The organism is Dyadobacter sp. HNCC25DJ184 (genome assembly GCF_056895215.1).
Window position 1 is genome coordinate 113,440 of the sequence record NZ_JBXHAQ010000001.1, and the last position, 15,937, is coordinate 129,376.

The following is a 15,937-nucleotide window of genomic DNA, read 5'->3' on the forward strand; positions in this document are numbered from 1 at the left end:
AACAGGATCGTTCTATAAGGGTGACCAACAATTAGAAAAAGGATAAAATGAATATAGGGGATAAAGTAAGATTGGTTCACGGAAAAGAAGAGGGGATAGTATATGCCTTCCTGCCCGGAAATGTCGTTGAAATTGAGATTGAGGACGGATTTCGTATTCCGGTATTGAAAAGTGAAGTCGTAACGATTTCACCCGTTGAGCAACAAAGGTTGGTAAAACCTTTTGAGAATGCTGTTTCAAAACCTCATGAGGAAGTTTTTCGACCAAACAAGCCGTTTGCTGAGAAAGGGATATATCTCGCTTTTGTTTCAGTAAACGACAAAACTTTGACTGTTCATTTGGTGAATAATACAGATTGGGTGATCCCATTTACTGCGATTGCAGACCATGCGGGGCAGCGTCAAGGCCTTGAAGGTGGAGCATTACCAGCCCGTGGTTCTCAAAAACTGACGGAACTGCAAAGCAAAGATTTCGAGATTTGGCCCGCTTTTGAATTTAACTTTCTGTTTTATCGAACAGGAAATTACGCGTTACCTGACAGGTTGACCAAAAGAGTGAAGTGCAAAGCGCAGTCGTTTTACAAGAATAAAAAGCTGGCGCCTGTGATTAACAAAGAGGCGTATGTATATCAGCTTGATGAAGAAAATCTCAAAATTCAGGAAATGAAAATTGAATCAGAAATCAGTGCGAAGCACATTCAGGAAAGTATGATGCGAGGAAGTAATTCCCCGTCCATCCCGGTTGAAGAGCCAAATCATATTGTGGATTTACACATTGAGCGGTTGACAATAGATTTTGCGAAACTTTCGAAAGAGGAAATTGCAATGAAGCAAATCAATGCTTTTGAATTAAATCTGGATCAGGCTATTGCGGCTGGTATGCAAGAGATTACTTTTATTCATGGTGTTGGCAACGGAATATTAAGTGACGAACTTCATAAAAGATTAAGCAAAAACACACACGTTGAATATTTCAGGGACGCTCAAAAAGAAAAATTCGGCTACGGTGCTACACTGGTCAAAATCAAATAATTGTAACCCTCAAATAGGGTGGTGTGCTTTTTTTATTGGTACTATGTTGCTTTTTGGGCAGTGTACGTCCAAAAAAACTTCTCCAAAAGCACCTGTCGAAGAATATAAATATTCTGAAATGGAAATACAAAACGAGAAACATGTTTCGGTATTGAATGTGCCATTGGAAATTCCTGTTTCTGAAATTGAAAAGCAGGTTAATTTAAAAATCAACGGGCTTATATATGAGGATAATAGCTATGAAGATGGCAATGATAACCTTAAAGCCAAAGTGTGGAAATTAAGCCCGATCCGGGTGGTTGCCATCGATTCCTCGTTTTTATTTGAAGTCCCGCTGAAAATTTGGGTGAGTGCCGGATATAAGATAAGCCCTTTGGGAATCACGATGTCCGGTTATAAAGACACAGAATTTTCGATCAAGGTTAGGTTGATTTCGAAGATCGGTGTTAAACCCGATTGGCATTTAAGCGCGGAAACTGTGGTGGAAGGATATGATTGGATTACCGAGCCAAGTGTCTCCGTGGCTGGATTCAAAATACCTATAAAGGCTATGGTTAGCAGGATGTTAAATCATAATTTTGATAAAATTGCGACAGCTCTTGATGACCAGATTGGCACCAATATTGAGTTGAAAAGATATGCTTCAGTGGCATGGCGACTGGCTCAGAATCCATTCCTTTTATCAAAAGAATACAATACCTGGCTTACCGTGACGCCCACTGATATCATGATGACTCCGCTTGCTGCGAGTAATGGAATTATGAGGTCCGTGATCGGAATCAGGGCATATACTCAAACCATTACTTCTCTGGAAAAACCAGTCTTAACTACTCGTCGCAATTTCCCGCTTTTACAAATCAAGAACGCAGCTCAAGACGATTTTAAGGTCGCGCTAATTAGTAAAATTGGATATCCGGAAGCTGGAAAACTGGCAAATGATAAATTTAAAGGAGAAAAGTTTTCATTTTTAGGAGGAAAATATCAAGTTGAAGTTACATCTGTCGAAATGTACGGTCAAAACGATAAGATGGTTATCAAAGCCGGTTTAAAGGGCGGTGTAAACGGATTTATCTTTTTAAAAGGACGGCCATATTACGATCCGGTGAGTCAGAATTTGATGTTTAAAGATCTTGATTACGATTTAGATACAAAGAATTCATTGATAAAAACCGCAAATTGGCTTTTGCAGGGACAGTTCGGAAAGATGATGCAAAAGAAAATGATATTTCCAATAGGAGATCAAATCAGCGATGCGAAAACAACAATTCAAAGTGTATTAAAAGAATACAAGGTGATGGATGGCGTGTCAATTAAAGGTAATATCAAGGAAATTAGCCCTGACCGAGTGTATTTGACACCTGATCATATTTATTCTGTGGTTTTTGTAGAAGGACATATTAATTTACAGGTGACCGGACTCTCGCGTCTTTGATGGAATATTTATTGAATGGATTCCTTCTTTGGTTACATTTTTTTGTATTTTGTGTGCATGTACGGCAATTCAAAGAAAAGTATTTCTTAGATTTGTGCTCAGGCGAAGGGTTCGGGCCATTCTATCGCCGCGGCTAAAATGCCGGGGAGGAAAGTCCGGACAGCATAGAGTACCGTACTTCCTAACGGGAAGGCAGTAATTTGGCGACGGATTGCTGACAGCAAGTGCAACAGAAAGTATACCGCCTGGCATGTTTTTTATATGACAGGTAAGGGTGAAAAGGTGGAGTAAGAGCCCACCGGCTTCCAGGTAACTGGTAGTGCATTGTAAACCTTACGGGCTGAAAGATCAAATAGGTGTTGTCAGCGGGGTTACTCGCCTCCGTTTCTGAAAAGAGACTGCAACACGGGTAGATCGTTAGAGACCTTGGGCGACTAAGGTCCTGGATAAATGATAGAACTCTTTAAGAAATGAAAGTTTTAGACAGAGAACAGAATCCGGCTTACAGGCTTAACCTTTTGTCTGAATTTTAATCAATACAAGTGAAAATTTGAATCACATAACTGGTGTTTCCCATGAAGAAAAAGAATCTTTACGTTGCTTTAATTTGCTTATCCCTTTCGAGTTTTAAAACGTCGGCACAAAACCGGAGTTATGACGGACCAACCAAAATGAACACCTGGTCCATTACCGGTTATGGAGGGATTACCAAATTCTTCGGTGATATAAAAGAATACGATTTCAAGCTTGGAGAGAATGAGAAGTTGACAGGTGGGTGGGGTATCTCAATTAACAAGCAACTTTCTCCTATTTTTGGTATTCAATTGACTGGTTATAACGGTCAGTTGCAAGGATCCAAACAAAGTCATTACAGTGTGCTTTCGGGAGAGACTTACAAAGTTTCTTTTAATAGTCCATCGTTTGTTCAGGCAACCCTTGATGGGACAGTTAATTTGAACCGATTGTTGTTCGGTTACAACAAGTTAAGAAGATGGAAGTTTGACGCACACGCAGGATTTGGGATTATGTATTTCCATACTGACCTGAAATCTACCAACATTAACCCTCAGAGCCCTGACTTTAATACGCAGTGGCCTTTATCTACTAACACTGAGGGTAGTACAAAAACTGCTGGAAGCTGGGATCGCGATGGTTCAACTTACACAAGGGAATGGGTTGTTCCGACAGGGCTTGCCGTTCACTACGAACTATCTCCCCGATTTGATCTTGGTGTAGACTTTGTTTACAACTTCGTTAATAGTGACAAGCTTGATCTGACAGTTGGAGACAGAACTGACTACAAGTCTCAGGCAAATATTTGGACTTTCGCGAAAAGTGATTCCAAAAATGACGGATGGGGTTTTGTTGGAGTTGCTTTGACTTATAAACTTGGCAAGAACGCTGTAAGAGCGAAAGATGGTAAGTATGATCCGGCAAGCGGACGTTATCACCTGCGTTGGGCTGATCCTAAGCAATTGATTATTGCTCCGTACAATCCTACAATGGACGATGCTGATTCAATCGCTAAAGCGAATATGCCGAAAGCCGTTGACCCAAGACTTTACACTGATACTGACGGTGATGGTGTTGCCGACTTGTTTGACAAAGAACCAAACACTCCAATTGGAAGCGTAGTATCAGGTGGTGGTGTTGCAATGGACTTGGATAAGATCATCAGAGACGCGATCAAAAACAACTTGCCTAAAGACGAATGTGAGGCATTGTTCAGTAACATCGAATTCGATACTGACAAAGCAATTATTCGTGATCCTTCGAAAGAAACTTTGAGCAAAGTGGTTGAGCTATTGAACATGCGTGTTAACTGCCGTATCGTTCTTGTTGGGCACACAGATGCAAGAGCTTCAGACTCATATAACGCAGCTCTTTCTCGTCGTCGTGTTGATTCTGCTAAGAGATTCCTGATCAGAGCCGGTCTTCAAGATCCAAGCCGTATCGTAGTTGAATATTTCGGAGAGTTGAAGCCAATAGCTGACAATACAACTGTTGAAGGTTTACAATCAAACCGTCGTGTTGAAATCAAGATATTGCCTGATAACTCACTTCGTTCGAACTATCCGGCTGGATTCCGTAACTAAACTTCAAACGATTTATAAAAGCGAAGGGCTTGTTTCTATGTGAAACAAGCCCTTCGCTTTTATACTTTAATTAATAACTTCAGACCCAGTTCTTTCGTCTGAAGTATATGATCATCCCGATGGTGATTAATACCATAAATCCGAGGGTATAAAAATATCCGTAGTGCCAGTGGAGTTCGGGCATATTGTCAAAATTCATACCATATACACCCACCACAAACGTCAAAGGCATGAAAATAGCCGAGAAGATGGTCAATGTCTTCATAACTGAGTTCATCCTATTACTGATCGTTGACAAATGGACGTCTGCCAGGCTGGCCATGATTTCACGATAAGAATCTATTGTATCGGTGATTTGCAAAACATGATCATATAAATCCCTGTAATAGGGAACGACCTCACTGCTAATCAACAAATCATCCTGCCGAATTAACTGATTGACCATTTCTCTCAATGGTAACACAAGCCTTCGCATGTGGGTAAACTCTCGCTTCACGGAATATAGGTCGGGTAGTGACAGCTTATTTCGCCCGCTCAGAATGGTATCTTCGATATCATCCATTTGATCCTGCAATTTCTCAAGAACCAAAAAGTAGTTGTCTATAATTGTGTCCATTAATGCAAAAAGCAGGTAGTCGGCGTTGTTTCGACGGGTTTTTCCAACAGTCGTTTGTAGTCGCGTTAATACGGGCAGGAAGATGTCGGTACTTAACTCCTCTTGAAATGAGATAACAAAGTTTTCACCCAAAACGAAGCTTACGTGTTCACTGGTAATGTGCACAGGCATTTCGTCATTGATATGAAGCATTTTCATCGTCAGGAAAATCAGCCCCCTGTCTTCGTAAATATCAAGTTTAGGTTTATGTTCAGTGTTCACCACATCTTCCAGAAGAAGCGAGTGGAGGTTGTAGAGCTTTCCTATCTTTTCGATTAGTCCAGTTTCATGAATGCCATCTACATCGAGCCAGGTAATTTTCCGGTCTCCACCCGTGACAGGAAGGCAGTCCGGTAGCGTCTTAACTGGTTCACTATTAAAATAAGTATCGTTATAACTGATCTTCTGAATTTTGGTATGCAGTTGTATATCAGGGCCGATATAGGTTACAGTACCAGGCGAAGTGAGCAGGTTTTTACGTTGCCCGCTTCGCATTTTTCGAAAAGACTTCGATTCTCCCTTTTTATGATCTGAATGATTACTTTTCAATACGCTACTGTTTAAGATGATACACGAGTAAAGGAACGTGGGTATCTACCACAAGTTTTTTTGTAAGCCCTGGATTGATAAGGTGCTCTTCTAAAAATGACCTTTCTCTTGAAGACACAACCAGCAGATCCGCCTTTACCTCGTCACAATATGCCTCAATTCCATCGATGACATGTAGGGCTTCACGGAAAACAAACGCATCTTCAAGCAAATCGAATTCCTCCTTGAGTTCACTTAAAAATTGATTGTCAGGTTGAATATTGGGTTGGGTCCGACTTTCAACTTTCAAGAATTTAATATTTGAACCAAGGGTGGATCCAAAGGAAATCACCTCACGGAGAATATTGTTTTCCGGATACTCCAATTGAGTAGCATATACAATTTGCGAGAAGGAGGTCGGCAATGCGTTGGGTGGGATAACCAGGACAGGGCATTCGGAATGTAGGGCAATGCCAGTTGCTGTGCTTCCAATGAGTTTGTCCAAGAAGCCACCTTCGCCAGTCCTTCCAATAACAATCAGATCTGGATGAAGCTCTGATACGGCATGATCTACCGAACTTTTTACGCCACCTGGATACCAAAGTGCTCTGGCCCGAATGCCCTCTGCTTCAATATTGGAGACAAGTTGGTCAAGCTGTTGCCTGGCCTCCTTTTCAAGGTCAAGCGTGAGAGACATAAAATCCGGACCTCCGATTCCGGGTAAAATGTTGCCAGTCATTAGATTCGCATCTGCAATATATGGCTGGTATGCATGGAGCACAAATAGCTCACTATCGAACTTTCTAGCCAGAATTTTGGAAGCTTGGATTGCTTTATCAGCATTTTCAGAGAAATCGATCGGGATTAGTATCTTTTTCATGAGTGCACTTGCGTTATTCAAATTTGGATGTGAGAGGCAAATTTTATTCCACACAATATAATTATTAATCGCGCCAAAATATAGGATAATCGTTCTCTTTGGATCAGTTACATATAGTACCCGCAAGTTCTGGCTCTTCGGGAGTATGGACGTTTTTTAGTAATTACAGGATAATCTGTAAATTTCCAATAAACAGTTGATTGTTCTAAGATATTCTCTTATTGTAGTATAAAAATATAATCAATAAGTACATCTCATAAGATTATTTTGACTTTTGATAATTTCCTGTAGTTTTAAGTTGCCGTCTTTAACGGGTTTTTTTATAAGTTTACCGTTACAAATTGTATTTCCCTTACATTCTCATCTATGAAGAGTAAAATTACCATTGTTAATATTGTCCTGGTTACTATAGCCGCAATTGCGACTGTTCTCAATTCCTACGGCGTTATTAGTCTGTCAGAAACTTTATTATTGAGTTTGAGATGGTTGGCGCTAGCTGGGTTGATCTTTTTTGCAGTTCTTAAAAGAAATCTCACCACATCTATTTTGATATCGATGTTGGTTGGCACCGAGATAGGCTATGATTTCCCCCAGATTGGCAAGGAAATACACTTCCTGAGACAGATCTTTCTGCAAATGATCAAGACTGTCATTGCGCCGTTGTTGTTTGCTACTTTGGTGACCGGTATTGCCGGGCATTCAGACCTCAAACAGGTGGGAAGAATGGGTTGGAAGTCGTTGTTGTATTTCGAGGTAGTGACCACTTTTGCACTAATTATCGGATTGATTTTCGCCAATTGGTTTAAGCCTGGCGTCGGTATAATTCCACCTGCGGCATTGAATGCAGTGCTTCCTCAAACTGTCAATCAAACATGGCAGGAAATTATATTACATTCTTTTCCGGAAAATATTGCCAAGTCGATATATCATGGAGAGGTACTTCAGATCGTGGTTTTCAGTGTACTCTTCGGGATTAGTTTGGCACTTTTGCCCGCTGAGAAGAAACAGAAATTTGTGGGTGGGGTAGAGCTTCTGGCGGAGGTGATGTTTAAATTCACGAAGATCATTATGCTTTTCGCACCTATTGGTGTTGGTGCCGCGATCGCGGAAACAGTTGGGCACATGGGTATTGATATTCTGAGAAATCTAGCACTTTTACTCGCGACACTATATTGCGCGCTTATCGTTTTTGTGTTGGTCATTTTCGTACCGATAGCCTTAATCGCACGTATTCCAATTATCAAATTTGCGAAGGCCATTTTTGAGCCGGTATCTATCGCGTTTGCTACTACCAGTTCAGAATCCGCTTTGCCGAAGGCTATGGAGAAGATGGAGAAGTTCGGTGTTCCACGTCAGATAGTTTCGTTTGTGATGCCGACAGGATATAGCTTTAATCTTGATGGTTCAACATTGTATCTGGCACTGGCCACTGTGTTTGTTGCACAGGCGACGGGTACAGAAATGTCCGTCGGTCAGCAGATATCGATGGTGTTTTTATTGATGTTGACCAGTAAGGGAGTTGCCGGAATTCCTAGGGCGACTTTGGTAATATTGCTGGGAGCTATCGCCAATTTTGGTATGCCCGAATGGCCTGTTCTTCTTATTATGGGTATCGACGAACTTATGGATATGGCCCGTACTTCAATTAATGTTACCGGAAACTGTCTGGCAACAGCTGTCGTAGCCCGCTGGGAAGGAGAATTGGACGACGAGAAAATGCAGAATTCTGATTTGGTTACCGCGCATCAGGAACCCGCAGGAGTTTAAATTTGTCATCTCTTCGAAAATCGATTCAAAATTCAACAGCTGCTAAGCGGTGATGTGGTATATCAAAAGAAACTAACGGCTGGCAGCTAAATACTAATAACTCAATATGTTTATTGTTTATGGAATACCAAACTGTGATACAGTGAAGAAGGCACGTACATGGTTGAACGAAAGAGGAGTCGAATATTCTTTTCACAATTATAAAACGGAAGGTGTGTCGCCGGAGAAGGTAAAATCCTGGGTTGAACAGTTGCCTTGGGACAAAGTTGTGAATAAGGCGAGTACAACCTGGAAAGATCTTCCAGATGAAGAAAAGAACAAAGTAACAGACGGAGCAAGTGCAATTCCGTTGGTGGTTGAGAAGAATTCAGTAGTGAAGCGTCCGTTAATTGAAGATGAAAATGGAAAAGTTGTCGCACTGGGATTCAATTCAAAAGCATATGTTGAAATCTTTTCTTAGCGCACTTTGAGTGAATATCGATAACATTCATTTGCTGAATCAAAAAATCCTGACGAGAACCGCCAGGATTTTTTGATTTTCAATTGAATTGATGGAGTGTGTGTAATTGTTAATCTTCGTGTGTATAGTGTGAAAGCAATGTTGATGAAGTGTATGATAAAAGTTAGTGTGTGTAAAGCTTATATATGTTCTTTTTATAGCTTTTAGACAGTGATTTGGTTGGAGGGTCACAATGATTTGAAAAGAAACATAAAGAAGTTTCCTGTTTTTGGTGGTTTGTTGAGCAGTAGCTTCGTTAGAATAAAAACAAACCCTCTGACTACTAAGGTATTAGTAGCGGACAGAGGGTTATTTCCTTGTAGCTTAGAAAAAGTTATTCTTTCAAGCCTTTGATATATGCAATGGTCTGAGGAATTTGTTTCAGATAGGATGGGCTTTCATCTTCAATAAAATAATGCTTTATCCCTGCTTTTTTTGCGGCTTTCAGAACAGCTGCAATATCAATTTGTCCTGTACCCAAGGCAACGTCGTTTGTGGTAGGGGTTCCACCGGAGAGATTTCCCGTTACGCCTTTTTTTAGGTCTTTTAAGTGCATCAGCTTCCAGCGACTGCCATATTTGTTCAGCAATTTGACAGGATCCTGACCAGGAAAAAAAGTCCAGAGCATATCCATTTCGAAAGAGACATATTTCGGATCCGTATTTTTTGCCAGGTAATCGAATAACGTACCGTCTTCGTAAGGTTCAAATTCATAACCATGATTGTGGTAGCATAGGGTGATTCCATTTTCGTGCAGAATTTTTCCTGCTTTGTTAAAATCAGCGGCTGCCTGTTTTGCTGTTTCAAGACTAAAAGCTCCTTTGTGAGGTATCCAGGCTACCATTACATATTTGGCGCCTAGAATTTTTGCATCCTTTATCGTTTGCTCCGGATTGGCCATTAATGCTTCATAGCCCGCTCCAATCGATGGCATCGAAATACCTCTCTTGTCAAGTTGTTTCCGAAGTTCTTCGGTTGTCATGCCCTTGATAGGCCCACCTTCCATTTCCTTGATCCCCAGCGACTGGATTGTGTCAAGAGTCGCTTCAATTCCTTTTGGCCAGCTGCCACGGAATGTATATGCTTGCAGACCAAGCGTATTAGTGTAAATAGCTCCTTTCTGTGCTATTGCTTTTTGCTGAAACGAAAGAAATAGCACCAGGCAAATAAGCTTCAATAGGTTTGTTTTCATATATCTTATGAGTATCCATTAAATCATCTTCAATGAAAGTCTGAAGACTGTTGAAATTACTATTGATCTTATTTTAGTATCCGTCGTCCTTAATCTGCTTTTCGGTGATCTCGCCATATTTTGCCACCGTATCTTTAATTTCAGACGATTTGCCTATCAAAACAAACTGTAGATTGTTTTTAGGGAAATACTCCTCAATAATCCTTTTCGATTCAATCAATGTCATATTGTCAACTTTGCTTTGAAAACTGTTGATAAAATTCTCATCAAAACCATATACAAACATTTCTGAGATGAGTGAGGCCAGACTTCCCGAAGACTCGTAATTAGGGGGGAAGTCACCTTTTACATAAGCTTTGGCTGACGCAAGCGTGGGCTCATCCACACCAGATTTGTGAAGGCTGTCAAGCACCGACACTGCCATATCGATTGCAGGCACGGTAGATGAGTTTTTAGTAAAAGTACTGATCAAAAATGTTCCAGCGTATTTGTAGCGATTGAACTGACTTTGCGCACCATATGTCAGTCCAGAATTCACCCGAAGCGCATCATTCAGCCATGAGGTGAAGCGGCCGCCTAGAATTGTGTTGATGACCAATACCGGTACATAGTCGGGCGAATTGTAATCAATACCTTTTCCACCGATTAGAAAGGTAGTTTCAGTGGCGTCTTCCTTGTTGACGAGGAGTACTCTGCTTTTGTCAAACTCAAGGTTTGGAGCCTGCCGTTTATACATTCTCGCAGTTTTCGTCTTCCAACCGCCAAAAAGCGAGGTTATTTTCTTTTTCATTTCAGGCGTTTTGAAATCGCCTACGACCACAAGGGCGCCTTTCCCGGTTGTATACTGGCTTTCATAATATTCCCGGCAATTGGCACTGCTTATTTTTTCAACCGTGGTTCGCGTTCCGGTACTGGGCGTGGCATAAGGAAATGTATTGAATACAAATGAATTGAAGTAGTTTCCGATTACAGACCGGGGACTTTCTTTTATTTGCGCAAGTTCAAGCAGGGTGCGCTGTTTATGCTTCTCATATTCCAGATTATCAAAGACGGGAAAGATGAGCACTTGTTGAATGATATCCAAAAGTTTGTCCTGATCTTTTACACCAAAGGACGCAAACAGTCCTGCACTTTCTTTTCCTGCATATGTACTGATATTTGCACCCGCAAAATCTGAAATTTCCTCAATCTCACTTTTGGTGTATTTCTTCGTTCCAAACAAAAGCGCATCGGCGGTCATACTGGCCAAACCATATGATTGCCCATCGTAAATACTGCCGGCATCAAATACGGCAGATACGTTTATCAACGGAACTTCGTGTTGCTCCATCAGGTAGATGGTCAGACCGTTGGGCAACTGAAATTTTTCAAATTTTGGAACTTTAAAATTATTCTGAGCAGTTGCCAGGGATGTGACTAGTGTGAACAGGATATATATTACTTTTTTCATTGAAATCGATGTTGTTTTTGGGCGAAAGTTGAGAAGGACAGCTAGTCTTGTTTGTCTGGTAAAAGATACCCTACCGTCCGGTTTCGTTCGGTGAAATTTTTTTTGGCGACACGTTTGATATCATCTGTGGTTACTTTTTCATATAGCGATGGTGCCTCAAACACCTTTTTATAGTCACCAAAGAATACCTCATATGTGCCCAGACTTTCCGCTTTACCATTGATGGTTTCCAGTGAATGATATAATTCCATCAGCTTTTGATTCTTCACTTTTTGGAGTTCCTTGTCCGTAATACCATCTTTAATAATCTTATCAATTTGTTCCAAAATGGCTTTTTCCAAATCAGGTGCGGATATACTGTCGCCTGCGACCGCGTAAATAGTAAACAGATCAGGATCGAATGTATTATCCGTAAATGTATAGACCCTGGATGCAATTGTGCTATCCATCACCAACGATCTGACGAGCCGGGAAGAATTTCCGGAAGTGAGAATACTGCTCAACAGCTCCAGCGCATAATGGTCTTCATGGTTGGTTTGCGGGATATGGTAGGATAGCTGGATATTCGGCGTGGTGATATCCTTATAAGTAGTAACACGCTTTTCGCCGTTTTGGGGAGGCTCAATCGTGCGAATTGTAGGCGGAAGTCCACGGGAAGGAATCGGTGCCATATATTGCTCAGCCAATTTCTTGACCTGATCAAAAGTGATGTCTCCGGTAATCACGACAGTGGCATTGTTGGGAGAATAATAGGTATTAAAATATTTTTCCAAATCCTGTTGGGTCCAGCTTTTAATATCCGATTCAAATCCGATGACGGGGAACATATATGGATGCTCCTTAAAAGCAGCAGATCTCACAAGCTCACCAATACTTTCCTCATTACTATTTTCCAAAGACGTGCTTCTTTCAGACAATACCACCCCTCGTTCACTTTCAACCATTTTCGGATCTATGCTGAGCGCGGCAATCCGGTCTGCCTCCAGTTTGAAGATAGTTTCCAGCGCATCTTTTTGGAACCAGTCGGTGTATACCGTCACATTGGAGGTGGTATAAGCGTTGTTTGAACCGCCGTTGGCTTCCATAACCCGGTCAAACTGTTTGGGACCATAATTTTTGGAGCCATTGAACATCATATGCTCAAAAAAGTGAGAAAGGCCAGTTATACCGTGAACTTCATTTCTGGAACCGACTTTCCAAAAAAGGTACATATTGGCGGTGGGTATCGAGTGATCTTCCAATACCAAAAACTTCATCCCGTTGCCGAGCGTAAATGTTTTGACATCTTCTGGCTTAGTTTGCGCTATACTCGCCCCCGCCGTCAATAAAGCGATGCCTAAAAAGAGTTGCTTAAATTTCATGAAGTACTGATTAAAGAGACTGGTAATGATACTAAAAAGACTAAACTATTTTGGATATTTCATAATCGGGATGTTAAGAAATTACTTCTGTACAGACAGTTTTGGGCGCTTTATACTATTTTTGATGCTTGACTAAACCTAAAACCTGTAACAATGAAAAGAAGTAAAATTCAGTTTTCCATTATTCTGTTTTCAATTTTATTGACCCAAACCGTTTTTTCGGCTGAAATGTTACCGGCTAAAAAACAGACAATCAGGGTAATGACTTATAACCTGCATCATTGTAATCCTCCGTCAGCTGGGGACAAAATTGACGTAAAGGCAATTGCAGATGTAATTATTCGCGAAAAGGCGGATTTGGTGGCTTTGCAAGAAGTGGATGTCAATACAGAAAGATCTGGTAAAGGGAATAACCAAGCAAAAATGTTGGCAGACATGACCGGAATGCATTATTATTTCTCCAAAGCCATCGACCATCAGGGTGGAGATTATGGTGTGGCCGTTTTGTCCAAATATCCGATTGTTGATTCCGTGCGGTATGGCCTGCCGATTCATGCTGATAAGCCGGAGGAGCAACGTACAATTGCAGCGGTTACTATTCAACTGCCGGGTAAGAAAAACATAATATTTGCGAGTACACACCTTGGTTTGAAAGAACCGAACCGATTGCTGCAGTCAGAAAAAATTGTTAAGGAATTTGGGAACACGCAATTTCCAATGATTTTGGGTGGTGATTTCAATGCGGTGCCAGACAGCGAACCGATCAAGTATCTCGACCAATATTTTCAGCGAACTTGTTTAAATGACTGTGGTTGGACGATCCCTGTAGAAAAACCGAATAAGACCATCGACTTTATCATGTTCAAAAAAGGGGACCCCTTTAAAGTGAAATCGACGAGAGTTGTGGAAGAAAAATATGCCTCAGATCATCTACCGGTGATTTCCGAGATTGAAGTGAATTTATAATCTAGTTTCAGATAAGTCAAAAGCTGTCTCCGCAAAATATTAGAAAATGCTGATTTTAAGCGGAAACAGCTTTTGTATTAGATCAATTGCGAACTCAAAGCCCATAAGTCAAACAAAGCCATGAGGTTGAAAAAGTCCGCCCGTTAACCATTAACCGATTATCCGTTAACCCTTTGTCCTTGATCACAAATTTACCTCACCTCCTACTTCCTCCTTTCGTCCATCCTCCCTTTCTTCCCCCCATTTAACCCTCACAATCTTACTCCGAATCCCGATTTGTTCGAAGAAATGCTGCCAATGAAGCTGTTGCGAAGACAGGTGATCCGTTGGCGATTTGATCTCGATAAATGAATACTCATCATCTTTATATATGAACAAATCAGGAAAACCTCGCGTATTCTCGCGCATATTGAAGGATATTTCCTGCATCACCTGGTGGATCTGGTCTGGATCCAGCGATTTGACAAAAGCCTTAACACGATCCAGAGAACCCTCATACCACGAAACCAGAACGTTGGTCATTCCGAATTTGTCGCGATATGTTTTGCTAATCAATTCATCAATAATATCCCTCGAAGTTGCATTTTTAATCCTGTCTGCAAATTGAGGGGCTCTTTTAATATAAAAGTCCGGCAGAAAAAAGTCAGACGGTGCCCGTTGCAACGGATTATGAATGGCCTGGACATTTGTGTCATATATGATATCCCAAAACAACAGTCCGAATAAGCTCCTCCAGGGTTCGTTTTCACTGAAAAAAGCTTCATATCCCTGTTCACGGAAATATTCAATAGCCCCTAACTCAACTCTGTTGCGAAAGGAAACAGGAACTTCTATGGTTTCTGCGGCTTTAAGAGCCTGCGTGGTACGTTTTACGGTCCGTTTTTTCTTATTGAGTATTTTCTCCTTAAAATCGAGGCTGAAGAAACGTTCTTCTGCATTTTTTGGATTTTCGATGATTTCATCGCAAAGCGCGATGGCTTCGTCGGTTTCACCCAAATTTGACAATAATCTCACCCGTCTTTCCCTCGATGGAACTTCGTTGGTCAATTGATATACCCCTAAGGCTTGAGAAAGCATTTTTTTCTTCTCCAGCCAGGCCGCAACTTTCAGCGTAAATCTTTGGAGAGAGGGGAATGCCTTATTTCCTATTTTGCTACCTTCCCCGCTGCGCCAGTTCATAAACCAGTCATATACCTCCTCAGGCGGTAATTCGGATTGATAGACGTAAAAGGCTTCCTTCATCAATGATATTACCAGAGCGTCCTCTATATCCTTCCGGCTTTCGAAGCGGGCCGTCATATCGTCTTCGTTAAATGACTGAAAACGAACGTGGCCAAGATCGCGCACAACGAATTCGGTCATATCTGCATATCGGTTTCCAAAAAACAAAAACTTCATCATCATGACCTCCACTTCGTAACTCACCTTCACGACTGGCTCTTTCTCCAAAAGAACATTTGAAAGCTTTTCGAAATCATACTCAAAAAGGAGCCACCTGACCAGATCAGGCTTTTTGATGCTTTTGGCCGGAAGTATATCGGGTTCAAGACTTCGGGTGATCTGCAAAAGTTCCTCCTTCGTGAACAGGTCGATTACTTCGCTTAGCCTTTCGGTATGATCCGGATTCAGTATTTCAATGAAGCGTTCGGAATCCAGCTCCTGAAGGGCGGCCGGAATGTCTTCAATTTCTTTATATGCGACCGTTTGTGTTCTGAAAAATGACTTCCGCCTGTTACTAAACCGGATGAATAAACATTGTGCATTTTCGGAAAGCCCGGCATATGCATTTAGGAAATTCCGTTCGTTTTCCGTGAGAAGAGGTTCATATCTCTTTCTTACAAAACCCAGAACATCGCCGAAATAGGAGTGATAGTATTTCGGAGGCAGATCCGTAGGGAACTCTGTATTCTGATCAATATTTGCAGCGTCACTTACCATTGGTGAAAGTTATAAAGAAACTCTGATTTTACAGAAAGTGAAAATTGATTGATGAAATATCTATATCGACCCGATGATATTTTGAGTCAGTTCAACACTGCGCAGGATTGAATTTGAAGATTTGTTAAAATGTCAACCATCC

12 protein-coding genes and 1 other RNA gene are annotated in these 15,937 nt (G+C 41.2%); 7 read left to right on the forward strand and 6 right to left on the reverse strand.

Annotation, left to right across the window (positions count from 1 at the left end; genetic code table 11):
* The first annotated feature begins 47 nt into the window (after window positions 1-47).
* From AC1XUD_RS00440 to AC1XUD_RS00455, 4 genes are all read left to right on the forward strand, one after another.
* Entirely contained in the window at window positions 48-1,031 is a 984-nt protein-coding gene (locus AC1XUD_RS00440; protein WP_483358960.1) for a Smr/MutS family protein, read from the forward strand.
* 118 nt (window positions 1,032-1,149) lie between these two features.
* Window positions 1,150-2,463, forward strand: a complete 1,314-nt coding sequence (locus AC1XUD_RS00445) for a DUF4403 family protein (protein WP_483358961.1) — start codon at window positions 1,150-1,152, stop codon at window positions 2,461-2,463.
* A 107-nt stretch (window positions 2,464-2,570) separates the two neighbouring features.
* Window positions 2,571-2,984: RNase P RNA component class A (gene rnpB / locus AC1XUD_RS00450), an RNA gene on the forward strand.
* Window positions 2,985-3,038: 54 nt separating this feature from the next.
* Window positions 3,039-4,559, forward strand: coding sequence for an OmpA family protein (locus AC1XUD_RS00455; protein WP_483358962.1), 1,521 nt, complete (start codon window positions 3,039-3,041; stop codon window positions 4,557-4,559).
* A gap of 79 nt (window positions 4,560-4,638) precedes the next feature.
* Here AC1XUD_RS00455 and corA read toward each other — a convergent pair whose 3' ends face one another.
* Window positions 4,639-5,763, reverse strand: a complete 1,125-nt coding sequence (gene corA / locus AC1XUD_RS00460) for a magnesium/cobalt transporter CorA (protein ID WP_483358963.1) — start codon at window positions 5,761-5,763, stop codon at window positions 4,639-4,641.
* A gap of 4 nt (window positions 5,764-5,767) precedes the next feature.
* On the reverse strand, window positions 5,768-6,622 hold the full coding sequence (locus AC1XUD_RS00465; protein WP_483358964.1) for a universal stress protein: 855 nt from the start codon (window positions 6,620-6,622) through the stop codon (window positions 5,768-5,770).
* Between the two features lie 366 nt (window positions 6,623-6,988).
* Between AC1XUD_RS00465 and AC1XUD_RS00470 the strand changes: the two genes are divergently transcribed.
* Together AC1XUD_RS00470 and AC1XUD_RS00475 are read left to right on the forward strand one after the other, a co-directional pair.
* Window positions 6,989-8,389, forward strand: a complete 1,401-nt coding sequence (locus AC1XUD_RS00470) for a dicarboxylate/amino acid:cation symporter (RefSeq protein WP_483358965.1) — start codon at window positions 6,989-6,991, stop codon at window positions 8,387-8,389.
* A 106-nt stretch (window positions 8,390-8,495) separates the two neighbouring features.
* A complete protein-coding gene (locus AC1XUD_RS00475) occupies window positions 8,496-8,849 on the forward strand; it encodes an ArsC family reductase (protein WP_483358966.1) in 354 nt (117 codons plus the stop codon).
* 373 nt (window positions 8,850-9,222) lie between these two features.
* On the opposite strand, the gene AC1XUD_RS00480 is transcribed toward AC1XUD_RS00475, so the two are convergent.
* The 3 genes from AC1XUD_RS00480 to AC1XUD_RS00490 form a co-directional block, all read right to left on the reverse strand.
* Window positions 9,223-10,080: a sugar phosphate isomerase/epimerase family protein gene (locus tag AC1XUD_RS00480; protein WP_483358967.1), complete on the reverse strand. Its 858-nt coding sequence runs from the start codon at window positions 10,078-10,080 to the stop codon at window positions 9,223-9,225.
* Between the two features lie 73 nt (window positions 10,081-10,153).
* Complete coding sequence (locus AC1XUD_RS00485) at window positions 10,154-11,530, reverse strand: M16 family metallopeptidase (protein ID WP_483358968.1); 1,377 nt, start codon at window positions 11,528-11,530, stop codon at window positions 10,154-10,156.
* Between the two features lie 41 nt (window positions 11,531-11,571).
* Window positions 11,572-12,891, reverse strand: coding sequence for a M16 family metallopeptidase (locus tag AC1XUD_RS00490; RefSeq protein ID WP_483358969.1), 1,320 nt, complete (start codon window positions 12,889-12,891; stop codon window positions 11,572-11,574).
* A 153-nt stretch (window positions 12,892-13,044) separates the two neighbouring features.
* Between AC1XUD_RS00490 and AC1XUD_RS00495 the strand changes: the two genes are divergently transcribed.
* Window positions 13,045-13,857, forward strand: a complete 813-nt coding sequence (locus AC1XUD_RS00495; protein WP_483358970.1) for an endonuclease/exonuclease/phosphatase family protein — start codon at window positions 13,045-13,047, stop codon at window positions 13,855-13,857.
* A gap of 183 nt (window positions 13,858-14,040) precedes the next feature.
* Here AC1XUD_RS00495 and AC1XUD_RS00500 read toward each other — a convergent pair whose 3' ends face one another.
* Window positions 14,041-15,795, reverse strand: coding sequence for a VRR-NUC domain-containing protein (locus tag AC1XUD_RS00500; RefSeq protein ID WP_483358971.1), 1,755 nt, complete (start codon window positions 15,793-15,795; stop codon window positions 14,041-14,043).
* Window positions 15,796-15,937: the final 142 nt, after the last annotated feature.

Coding starts and splice junctions, on each gene's coding strand:
- AC1XUD_RS00465 (WP_483358964.1), bottom strand. CDS start 6,622: ATGAAAAAGATACTAATCCCGATCGATTTCTCTGAAAATGCTGATAAA.
- AC1XUD_RS00500 (WP_483358971.1), bottom strand. CDS start 15,795: ATGGTAAGTGACGCTGCAAATATTGATCAGAATACAGAGTTCCCTACG.
- AC1XUD_RS00490 (WP_483358969.1), bottom strand. CDS start 12,891: ATGAAATTTAAGCAACTCTTTTTAGGCATCGCTTTATTGACGGCGGGG.
- AC1XUD_RS00445 (WP_483358961.1), top strand. CDS start 1,150: ATGGAAATACAAAACGAGAAACATGTTTCGGTATTGAATGTGCCATTG.
- AC1XUD_RS00480 (WP_483358967.1), bottom strand. CDS start 10,080: ATGAAAACAAACCTATTGAAGCTTATTTGCCTGGTGCTATTTCTTTCG.
- AC1XUD_RS00495 (WP_483358970.1), top strand. CDS start 13,045: ATGAAAAGAAGTAAAATTCAGTTTTCCATTATTCTGTTTTCAATTTTA.
- AC1XUD_RS00470 (WP_483358965.1), top strand. CDS start 6,989: ATGAAGAGTAAAATTACCATTGTTAATATTGTCCTGGTTACTATAGCC.
- AC1XUD_RS00440 (WP_483358960.1), top strand. CDS start 48: ATGAATATAGGGGATAAAGTAAGATTGGTTCACGGAAAAGAAGAGGGG.
- AC1XUD_RS00485 (WP_483358968.1), bottom strand. CDS start 11,530: ATGAAAAAAGTAATATATATCCTGTTCACACTAGTCACATCCCTGGCA.
- AC1XUD_RS00475 (WP_483358966.1), top strand. CDS start 8,496: ATGTTTATTGTTTATGGAATACCAAACTGTGATACAGTGAAGAAGGCA.
- AC1XUD_RS00455 (WP_483358962.1), top strand. CDS start 3,039: ATGAAGAAAAAGAATCTTTACGTTGCTTTAATTTGCTTATCCCTTTCG.